Below are 5,916 nucleotides of genomic sequence, written 5' to 3'. Positions count from 1 at the left end.
GTCGGTTGTCTTCTTCCTCGGGCGAGAGAAGCTTCACCATTGAGCAGGCCCGCGGCTCGCCACGTTTCCATGCAATCAACGCGCGGATTAGAGTTTCTCCATCAAGACGATCAGTCTTCGCTCGACGATGTCGACGCGGCATGGCGATCGATCCGGCCTCGACAATGTGGCTTTCTATCCAGGCTTCCTTGTCGAGTACCCGGCCTAGCCAGAAGCCATCCAGTCCGGCTTCCTGAATTACGACCAACGGGTACAGTCTGTCCTTCCGCCGTTTTGCTTTCTGGCGAAGCGCAGTGAAGCATTCGAACAGGCCAATTAAATCACCTCCCGCCACGGTGTGGCGAGACATCTTCTCGCTACAAGGCGACAGAGCTGTCACCAGCCAGGTCGACTTGCTTAATTCCAAGGAGATGAAAATTGCGCCAAGATCGACGAGAGTGGCGGTCGGCGCTTGAGATTGATCTGCTGTCATCGGCATGGTTGGCCTCCAGAGAGTTTTCTAGCGACCTCACTCTGCCACGGTGCAGGCCGCTACTCACCCCTGATGGGATCTCAAGAGCAACTAGAATAGTCCAACCGCCCCTGTGTCGAGGGCACGCTGCGTCTGTGGGCTTGATTCTAATGTTGCGCCCAGTGGATCCCCAAGCGTCGTAAACGACATCGCTGGCCCAGTGCCAGGCTTAAAGGCCTCTATAACTATGTCGGAGTCTTGCTGTCGCGCTAACATGCCGGTGTGCCGACCGATCCGATATTCCGTCATGCCATCCGGCATATGAAAGCCCGAAATAGGTGTATCTGCCAACGCGGCATTCATGAACGAATTGAACACAGGAGCCGCCAATCCGCTTCCGCTACTCGCTCGCCCAAGACTTTTGGGGTCGTCGTAGCCTATATAAATCCCGGTCACGAGCTCGGGCGTGAAGCCTACAAACCAGGCATCTCGATTGTCATTGGTGGTTCCCGTCTTTCCTGCAACCGGACGGCCCAACCGTACCCGGCGTGATGCCGTTCCGCGTTCGATGACACCTTCCATCATGGTAATCGTCTGGTACGCGGTCATCGGGTCTAGGATCCGCTCCCTTGTGTCGATCAATTGTGGTTCGTCCTGTTCACTCCACGTGGTGACATTGCAATAGACGCACTTACGCTGGTCCTGACGATAGACAGTCCGTCCCGTCCGGTCCTGGGTGCGGTCTATGAGACTTGGGGTAACTTGCAGGCCACCATTGGCGATCACGGAATAGGCTGAGACCATCTTCATCAGGGTGGTCTCCCCGGATCCGAGCGACATGGACAAGACGGGTGAACGATGCTCGTAAATGCCGAGACGCTCGGCATATTCCATGACAGTGTCCATTCCGACGGCAGATGCGAGCTTTGCCGCCATGACGTTGCGGGAATGCTCTATTCCAAAGCGAAGCGTGACCGGACCTTCGTAGTGGCCGCCATCGTTTTTTGGAGACCACACCTGGCTGCCAAGCCGAAACTCCACAGGTTCATCGCGGATGACCGTGGCAGGAGAAAAACCGTTGTCCAGAGCGGCGGCATACACGATCGGCTTGAAGACGGATCCCGGCTGCCGAAAAGCCTGGGTTGCTCGATTGAACTGCGACTGGCCGTAGGAGAAGCCGCCAACCATTGCCAAAACGCGCCCTGTATCCGGACGCATTGCGATAAGCGCGCCTTGCACTTGCGGCAACTGGCGAAGTCGATAGTCGTTCGATGGTTCCTTTTCGACCAGGACGATGTCGCCCGACTTTAGAAGTTCCTTCGGCCCTTTCCGTCCTAGGGCCCATTTCATCCCCGACAAGCCGATGTGTGCCGAACTTTCTGTCGTGTCCATCAGCGCCAGATCTGCACCGTCCGGTCCGACTGCTGTAACCTCTGCGGCCATCCAGCCCGGAACGCCAAATGCACTTTTGTATTTTTCGAGGGCTGCCGACCGGCTCGCCGCAGCAGCGATATGATCGAGTGGCCCGCGATAGCCACGCTGTTCGTCGTATTTCAGCAGTGCAGATCTCAAGGCATTCTGTGCCTGTCGCTGCATGACCGGATCGAGCGATGTCCGAACAGAGTAGCCGCCCTCGTAAAGGCCTTGTTCGCCGAGTTCGCCGACCATAGTCCTCCTTACATCATCAATGAAGTAGCCGGCTTCATCGAATCTGGTGGGTACCGGCTGGCGTGAGGCGCCAAGAGGTTTGCGTTTCTCAGTTTGGGCAATTTCGCCCGATATGTAACCGTTCTCCACCATGCGATCGATCACCCAGTTCCGACGTTCGACCGCCGCTTCTGCAAACTGGTACGGGTTGTAATTGGCAGGGCCCTTTGGAAGTGCTGCGAGATAGGCACACTCCGCCAAAGACAGGTCGCTGACAGACTTGCCGAAATACGTCAGAGCCGCCTGGGCAATTCCATAAGATCGCTGACCGAAGAAGATCTGGTTCAGATAAAGCTCAAGGATTCGGTCCTTGGAGAATGCGCTCTCTATTCGGATCGAAAGCAGTGCCTCCTTCACCTTTCGCGTCATCGTTTGATCGGAACTGAGGAGAAGGTTTTTGGCGACCTGCTGGGTTATCGTCGATGCGCCGACCATTCTCCTCTCACTTCCCATGTTTGTGAGGTTGACGAGAACAGCCCTTGCGAGGCCGCTGAAATCAAGGCCCGAGTGATTATAGAAGTTCTTGTCCTCAGCCGAAATGAATGCCGCTTTCACCCGATCGGGGACGGACTGGATTGGAAGGAAAATCCTCGGCTCCGTAGCAAACTCAGCTATTACTTCGCCGTTGGCGGCATAAATCCTGGACTTCACCGGAGGTGAATAGTCGGCAAGTGTCATGTAGTCCGGTAGGTCTCGCTGTGCATTGGCAACGAAGATCCCGACAGCGATCGCGCTTACGAGCACGACCATACTGGCCAGGGAGAATAGGTATCCAATCAATCTCAGCACAACTGCCTTCCTGGGTGTGGGTGTGGGTGTCGGAGGCCGAGAGTGAAGCGGCGGCTTCCAAGAGGCGGTCTGGATAGACCTTCACACTTGCTATTGCAACATGAATCGCATTAAGAGATTGGCAACCCACTAATGCTACTCGAAATGCATTAAATATTCTTTTCGCATCGCGCACCCCTGCGGATCGTCAGCCCGCATGCAAATTCACGACCAGACCACGGATTACCAATGAGCTATATGTCGAGAATTCTGGTGGCTCGAAGCCAGTCGAACTTCGCGCTTTCGAAGACGGTGGCTGGTCATAGCGCCATCGGTGCGCGGAACGCACGCAGCCGTATAGCGCGGTCTCGAATCCTAGTCTTGGTTATGTGCTTTGTGACTCTTTACGGCATCGTCGGTCTCAGGCTGATGCAGTACGGTTTGGCCTCGCGCGTCGTCACCAGTTCGCTTGGAAACGTGGCAATCCCCGCATCCCGCCCGGAGATCACTGACCGCAACGGTGAGATGCTCGCTACTGATCTCGACATGGTCTCGCTCTATGCCGAGCCAAGGCGTATCGTGGATGTGGACGAGGCGGTCGAGAAGCTCGCATCTGTGGTTCCACAGTTGGACTGGCAGGATACCTACCGCAAGCTCAAGTCGCAGTCTGCGTTTCAATGGCTCCGCCGACAACTGACTCCGCGACAGCAGGCCGATATTCTTGCACTGGGCATTCCTGGCATCGGTTTCCGGCCGGAAAAAAGACGCTTTTATCCCGGCGGTTCGACCGCGGCCCATATCCTTGGCCACGTTAACGTGGATAATCGCGGCCTTGCGGGTATGGAGCGTTATCTCGACCAGGAAGGGCTAATGGATCTCCGGGCCAGTGGTATCACGGGAGGCACCGCCCTTGAGCCGGTCCGGCTTTCGATCGATCTGCGGGTTCAGAGCATCGTCCATGAAGTCATTACCAAAGCGATGATCGATTATCAGGCGGAGGCCGCCGGTGCGGTGGTGCTGGACGCCGATACGGGCGAGGTTCTCGCGATGGCATCGGTTCCGGACTATGACCCCAATCAGCCGTCGCGCACTCTGCCCGATGGATCGGTCGACAAGGAGTATGAGAAGGGCTGGTTCAACCGCATGAGCAACGCGACGTTTGAAATGGGCTCGACGTTCAAGAGCTTCACTCTCGCAATGGGCCTGGATGAGGGCAAGGTCACTTTGAACTCGGTTATCGATGCGTCCAAACCTCTCCGGATGGCCGGATTCACGATCAAGGACGACCATGGCCAGTACCGGCCTCTCACAGTTCCGGAAATCTTCCAGTATTCGTCCAACATCGGCACTGCCGGCATCGCCTCGCTGGTCGAAATAGGCGATCACCAGGCGTTTCTGAAACGCCTAGGTCTGTTGTCGAAAATGAAGACTGAGCTCCCGGAGGTCGCGACACCGAGCCAGCCACGCGTCTGGAGGAAGATCAACCAAGCGACGATCTCGTTCGGTCACGGAGTGGCGACGACGCCGTTGCAGACCGCCGTAGCCGGTGCGGCACTGGTCAATGGCGGCAAGCTGATTGAGCCGACGTTCCTTCCGCGATCCCGTGATCAGGCCGACGCAATCGCCCACCAGGTCGTAAAATCGAAAACCAGTTCCGATATGCGCTACCTGTTCCACTGGAACGGAGTGAAGGGATCCGGTCGAAATGCTCGCGTTCCCGGCTACAATGTCGGAGGTAAGACCGGGACTGCGGATAAGGTCGTCAACGGCCGATATGCCGCACATTTGAATTTCAATGCTTTCCTCGCCGCGTTCCCTATCGACAAGCCTCGCTACGTCGTCCTAACAATCATCGACGCTCCGCTGACAGGTGAGAAGGGTGGAAGGCTTGCAGCTTATACCGCCGCACCAATGGCAAAGGCGATTATCAGTCGCTCCGCGACGCTTCTTGGTGTACAGCCCAGGTTCGGTGACGATGATGGCGGCGAGAGCCTTCTCGTCAACTACTGAGGATCATTCTCGTAGAGAACATATTCCCTGATCGACGGCTGGCTCTCGAACGGTCGTGTCGTGCCCGGTGAGGAGAGCGCGTTCTCGATTAGCTCGACCTGATAGGCCTTTGCGATCGATTGCCCTGTGAAAAAGATCCTGTAGATGATCGGCGCGAATATCATATCCATTAGGCGGTCGGCAATGAACACGTCCTCACCTTGCTCAGCGTAACGGTCAATCAGGCAGACGAGATTCTGGTAGACATAGCCCGCCGCTGCCTGCGCCATACGGACATTGCTGATCCGTTCGCGAAACAGCGCGTGCCCCGGTCCCGACGAGATGTCATCGACCAGTTGCTCAAGCCAGATCTCGAGGTCGCCGCGGAAGCTCCCCGTGTTGACCGGTATGCTGTCGGGAATGAAGCGCTCGCTGGCGACATCTTCCAGGAGCTTCGGAAGAGTCTCCCACCGACGATAGATCGTGGATGGCGGGACTTCGGCTCGTTCAGCGATCATGGCCACCGTGACGTCTTGGCCATGATGCTCTTCAAGCAACGCCCGGACTGCAGCGTGAACCGCGATCTGGATCCGTTCACTTCTCCCGCCAGGCCTTATGAGTGCTCGCGCCAACAGTCACCTCCACACTTCGAAGTTCAAGGTTCAGAGCGACTAGCACGGGAAACGCGTTTTCGATACCCATGAATGCAAGGACTTACGGCGTGGCCATTTTGGATTCGGACAGTGAGATGGACACCTATCGAACTAGATCATCGCCTCGGGACACTTGAATCTAGGACATCCAACACCATTGTTGTTCAAAAGTAGCAGGAGTAGACGACAAGCTTGAATCGAACCTCTAAACTTCCACATACCCAAAAAGATTCTCATATATCAGATCTTTAGATTAAAAGGTTCGGTAGCCGTTGGTTCGTATCCGTTCACATCAGGATTTTTGTCAATTGTTCATTCGAGTGGCATCGAATTTCTCCTTCGTAGGCG

The 5,916-nt window shown here is 56.0% G+C and carries 3 protein-coding genes and 1 pseudogene; 1 reads left to right on the top strand and 3 read right to left on the bottom strand.

Features of this window, described 5'->3' with window-relative positions:
• Window positions 1-472, bottom strand: a pseudogene (locus T18_RS26100) (IS110 family transposase); the annotation flags it as partial.
• Between the two features lie 90 nt (window positions 473-562).
• Window positions 563-2,947 carry a penicillin-binding protein 1A gene (locus T18_RS26095; protein WP_038496492.1) on the bottom strand — a complete coding sequence of 795 codons (2,385 nt, stop codon included), beginning with the start codon at window positions 2,945-2,947 and terminating at the stop codon, window positions 563-565.
• Between the two features lie 228 nt (window positions 2,948-3,175).
• On the opposite strand from T18_RS26095, the gene T18_RS26090 reads away from it, so the two are divergent.
• Window positions 3,176-4,936, top strand: coding sequence for a peptidoglycan D,D-transpeptidase FtsI family protein (locus T18_RS26090; RefSeq protein ID WP_038496489.1), 1,761 nt, complete (start codon window positions 3,176-3,178; stop codon window positions 4,934-4,936).
• Here the strand turns inward: T18_RS26090 and T18_RS26085 are convergent.
• Window positions 4,930-5,547 (bottom strand): TetR/AcrR family transcriptional regulator C-terminal ligand-binding domain-containing protein, encoded by a 618-nt coding sequence (locus T18_RS26085; protein WP_051489741.1) that lies wholly within the window; start codon window positions 5,545-5,547, stop codon window positions 4,930-4,932. The genes T18_RS26090 and T18_RS26085 overlap by 7 nt on opposite strands.
• Window positions 5,548-5,916 lie beyond the last annotated feature (369 nt).

Origin of the sequence: Rhizobium sp. TBD182 (assembly GCF_001950375.1) — a bacterium.
Classification (GTDB): Bacteria; Pseudomonadota; Alphaproteobacteria; order Rhizobiales; family Rhizobiaceae; genus Agrobacterium; species Agrobacterium tumefaciens.
Note: the sequence above shows the minus strand (reverse complement) of the source record. Positions and strands in the feature narration are given on the sequence as shown.